The sequence below is a fragment of the Leptospira harrisiae genome, assembly GCF_002811945.1.
Lineage (GTDB): Bacteria > Spirochaetota > Leptospiria > Leptospirales > Leptospiraceae > Leptospira_A > Leptospira_A harrisiae.
The window spans coordinates 1-4,765 of sequence record NZ_NPDX01000011.1 but is presented as its reverse complement, the minus strand read 5'-3'; the positions used below and the strand labels follow the sequence as shown (position 1 = coordinate 4,765).

The 4,765-nt window shown below is 38.6% G+C and carries 3 protein-coding genes; all 3 read right to left on the bottom strand.

Going from position 1 to position 4,765, the window contains the following annotated elements; genetic code table 11:
- Positions 1-1,176: 1,176 nt before the first annotated feature.
- A complete protein-coding gene (locus CH364_RS18570) occupies positions 1,177-2,247 on the bottom strand; it encodes a polymorphic toxin-type HINT domain-containing protein (protein WP_165782920.1) in 1,071 nt (356 codons plus the stop codon).
- A gap of 644 nt (positions 2,248-2,891) precedes the next feature.
- Positions 2,892-3,344, bottom strand: coding sequence for a hypothetical protein (locus CH364_RS18565; RefSeq protein ID WP_125232011.1), 453 nt, complete (start codon positions 3,342-3,344; stop codon positions 2,892-2,894).
- 2 nt (positions 3,345-3,346) lie between these two features.
- Positions 3,347-4,765, bottom strand: a 1,419-nt coding sequence (locus CH364_RS18560) for a polymorphic toxin-type HINT domain-containing protein (protein WP_244280428.1), incomplete at its 5' end; no start/stop codon positions are given.

Below are 4,765 nucleotides of genomic sequence, written 5' to 3'. Positions count from 1 at the left end.
AAAAACTTTCGGTAATACTAGAGACTAGGGTTGAAAAGTTCATTTAACTTATACAAAAACTTCTAACATTCCCTTCCTACCCTTCCGATTCCCAAAAGGATGGTCTCTCTTCTCCTCTGTATTTCCCTCCTTCTTAACGAGTTCACTATCCCCCACTCCTGCCAGCGGAACATCCTGTTCCGACTGGCGAGCTTAGGCCATCCTTGGCCACGCCACCGTGGGGGACACTTCACTTTGAGATACCTATTGAAAGGATATAACTTATATTATGTGGAATTAAATTTCAAAAGGTAAAGATAGAAAAAAGATATATCCGTAATACAACGTATTAAAAAGAAATGTTAGAAACTAAATGTAAAAATGGAGGGAATGTCGACTATACGAATTTCGTTTAACACCCGCAGACGAGTGGCTATCTGTATTGCAATTAACCGCCGCCCAACAACCCCCTGGTAACACCCATCCCCTCACCAATCCTCCACAAACCGCGAGATGGAAACTGCCACTTGGAATCCACTCCCGTATTAGGCGGTCTCTACCACACCTACTCTTGGAAGAAAACCGCTTAAGAGAGATCACTCTCTTTTATACTTCGGTTTATAACCATTGTTTGCAAGCTTTGTCTAAGTAATCTCTTCCATAGAAGAGAAGGATTCCTTATGTCCTAGCTACCAACGGAATACTCATTTTTGGAACAAAGTCTTTGTGAATTACTAGAAATCAATGACTTCCGTTTGTTTTTTGCCTTCAAAATCGGTTCCGTTTGCATCCAGCGTCTAACTTAACGAACATCTTGTTCGCTATTATAGTTTTGGCGAGGCTCAGGCTCACAAACAATTACGATAAAATCCACAAGCAAATACCAAAAATAAAGTATAAGGATTCAGATTCCAAATGCCTTGTATGCCAATATACCATTTAATAGAGAATAAATGTCTGAATTTATTTGAATAAATCAAGAATACCGGAAGTATATTTATCGAAATATAGATAACCATTAAAACATGGCCAAGCTCTGTTGAATGTCTGAAATAAATACCCTGGAAACCATTGCTATAAAAGATTATGCGACACAATATTAGTGAAAGGCTAACCGAGCAGAAGGTAACAAAAGCGGTAAACGCCCAAATTTTTATATTTTTTCTATCAGGCATAACTAATCCCTTTTTGATTACGTCACTGTCTACAACTCATGTTGATCCCACAGCCAGATGTAGGAGGTGGACTTGAATTACAGCTCATGTTTTGGCCACATACACCACCTCTTCTATTTGTGCTTATCGGGCGACTATTTGGAACCACAAATAAATTCCTTTCAACAGGCTTATTCCATCCAGGAACAGTTACGTTAGGTTGCCCTGAGATTACTCCCACTGATTGCAACAGCCCATTTACATATGAATTAGAATTATTCTCGAATTCATCTGTATCAGGGAAAGGTTCATACTCTGGAGTAACCCCTCTATGATAATTTTGTGTATAGTTTGAATCTGATTTTAAAAGGCTTCTAATAAAATCTGAGTCATTACCATTTGGTGCATTAATAATACTCCGTGACGAAAAATCCCCCATGTTCATTCTAACATAGTCTTTTTCAATGTTAATAAGATTACTTAGTCTTCCAAAATCAGGAGGTGCTCCATCGGGACCCGCACGAAGGATGATACTATACACCGGTTCGCCATTTTTGTCCACCATAGGATTCCCGTTTTCATCAACTTTTTGAAAAACCTTTCCTGAATCTTTATTTTTTTCTATATATTCTTGAAAGGCTTTTTGATCATCAGGGGTCGCAATAATGAAAGCATGATGTTTCCCGCTAGATATGCCACCTATCTTAACTTCATTTGTATACAATTCGCACTCATTATGTACCCAAACCCCAACTTCCCCTACGAAGTAGGTATGATACTCTTCCACCTCAAAGTTATAAACTGTTTCAACCCTCTCATCAATGATGATATCAGTTATAACCAGTTCCTTTCCATCCGCACCAAGAGCCACATCCCCAGGATGTAAGTCTTTTGCCTGCACCCAGGTTGTGTTTTCTATAGAGAACTTCTCTAAGACATGACCTTGTTTTTTCACACGGAACGGGTGATTCCAAGTGGTTTCGAGTACAGTTCCATCGGTGAAGGAAACAGTGTAAATAGCATCTGTTTGGCGGATAAAAGTGTTCACTACCTTGCGGTAAGAGACTTCTCCTGTTTCATCCGATTTAGATAGAACGAGTTCACTATCCCCCACTCCTGCCAGCGTCCCGTCCGGGTCCGACTGGCGAGCTTAGGCCATCCCTGGCCACGCTTCCGTGGGGGACACTTCACTTGGTAAGAATCAAAGATGTAGATTTAACTTATATTATATGGTATTGTTTTGAGAAGGTTAAAGCGGAAGAGACAAATCGGTTTATCAGCAATGAAACTAATTAAATTAAAAGATATTTATACAAACTACTTATAAAAGCGGAGAAAATGTCGCGGCTATACGCATTGCGTTTATTGCCCTCTTATCTTAAGCTATCTGTATCACAATGAACCGCCCTCATTTACTCCCTCACCAATCCTCCACAAACCGAGAGATGGAAACTGCCACTTGGAATCCACTCCCGTGTTAGGCGGTCTCTACCACATCTACTCCTGGAAAAAAAGTGCTTAAGAGAGGTATTCTCTTTTATACTTAGATTTGTAATGATTGTTTGCAATCTTTGATTCAATAGTCGCTTTCATAGAAGAGAAGGATTCCTTATATCCTAGCGATCAACGGAACACTCATTTTGGGAACAAAGTCTTTGTTAATCACTAGAAATCAATGACTTCCGTTTGTTTTTTTATCTTCAAAACCGTTCCTGTTTGCATCCAGCGTCTAACTTAACGAACATTTTGTTCGCTATTTTAGTTTTGACGAGGCTCAAGAAAATTCTTTAGTCTTGGGTTCGTATGACTTGATTTATAAAAATTAATATGCTGATTAGTCTCGTCACTCCAAGGTTTATCTGATATACGTGTACCTTCTTCAAGAAGTAAATACCCTTTACTATAATTTAACCAAAATTCATAATACAAATTATCCAAATAATAAATGCCACCATAACATTCCCGGTTTTCTTCATGTAAAAATCGACTTAATTCATATTCCCAAACTATTGCCGTAACGTTTTCAAAAATTAAATAAGAGAATTCTATAAATTTAGAATTATAATTTCTCAAATTATGATCTTTATCTGGAATGATAAAAATATTAAAGAATGGTATAATTAGTTTATTATTATAAAATAAAAAATCTCCAAAATTCGATTCACCAGCATTTACATTTGAAATCCCTTCAAACAACGTGAATTCTTTCATACTCATTCTTTCTCCAAAATGATCTCATTCATCGTACCAATAATCGGCGAACCAGTCGATTTTGTATATCCTTTTGGAGATAGTCCTGTCTTGCGACTAATGGTTTTATAACCAGGCACATTTGGAGCATCCCAAATTGTAGAGAAGTTACTATTGGCAAATTGACCTCTTAAAGTAATGGTTCCCCCTGGCCTTATTGCCGGCGTTACTTGCGCCAAAAATGAGGTCTGCGGATTATTTACTACTAATTCACCGACACTATTTGGACCAAAGTGTTTACCAAAATTAGCCACATCGTCAGCTATACCGTTGGTTGCTTGAAGATCGTAATTCTTGTATCCAGGAGTACCTTTATTTCCACCCATTAAGTCAACTTTATGTCCTCCCGGCACGTCAGGTATCTTCCCAATTGGAATAGATTTTAGTGCCTGACCAGCCACGATCGGTGCGACTATCTCTGTGGTAGTTTGAGCTGCCTTTTCTTTTCCATTTTTACCACCGATATCCCTTCCTTTTTCTACAACACCGGATACAGTATCCGCAAGGAATTTAACTGGATCATCATATATTGCTTTCGCTTTATCTACAGCTGTTGCAATATTTTTTTCTGTATTTTCACATGATGTCTTGGTTCCACTCATTCCGCAGGCAACGGCATCTCCAACCAATAGAAATGAATCTAATGCTGATTCAGCGATATTTTTTAAACCTTCTTTGAATCCCTTCGCATGAGCCTCTCGATTCTCAGGAAGTCCTAATATCGTATTTCTACATCCGTTGGCATCAGCCTTACATGAATCATCAGCAGGTGTCCAGGGAGCCGTATAGCCCTCTGTTGGAGCATTATGCACCCAGATCCCTGCTTCTGTTACAAAGTAAGTATGATCATCTTCAACTTCGAAATTATAAACAGTCGTTTCCTTCTCTTTTATTCCAATGGATATGATTGTTAATGATGCTAAAAACTGAATGTCTCTCAGTTCGTTTGCAGATTTAACAGTATCCTTAGATTCTCTGAGTCCGTTAAGGATAAGCGAGACATCACCAGTTGCAAGTTCTGCAGCACTCGTCCATCCTTTACCTTGAATGTAGAATGGGTGATCTCCTGTGGTCTCTACAGTGGTACCATTATTGTAAGTCAGTGTGTAGATTCTCGGAGTTTGTTTTACAAAAGTTTGTTTTACTTTTTTGTAAGAAACTTTCCCTGTGTATTGGTTTGCCGATGCTACCACATCCCCAGCCTTAATATCTTCGATGTTCTTGAGTCCGTCTTTGGTATGAACTTTGGTTCCTGCGACGAAACAAGTTCTAACTCTAAATTTACCATCAACTTGTTCTACTAAATCACTGGAAACATAACCCAGTGATGTTTTCACATCATCTACAATATCACCAATTACGTTCTCCAAAATGCCATGTCG

What these genes read in the sequence shown, in the direction of transcription:
- CH364_RS18565 (WP_125232011.1), bottom strand. Translation starts at nt 3,344, where the DNA reads ATGAAAGAATTCACGTTGTTTGAAGGGATTTCAAATGTAAATGCTGGT.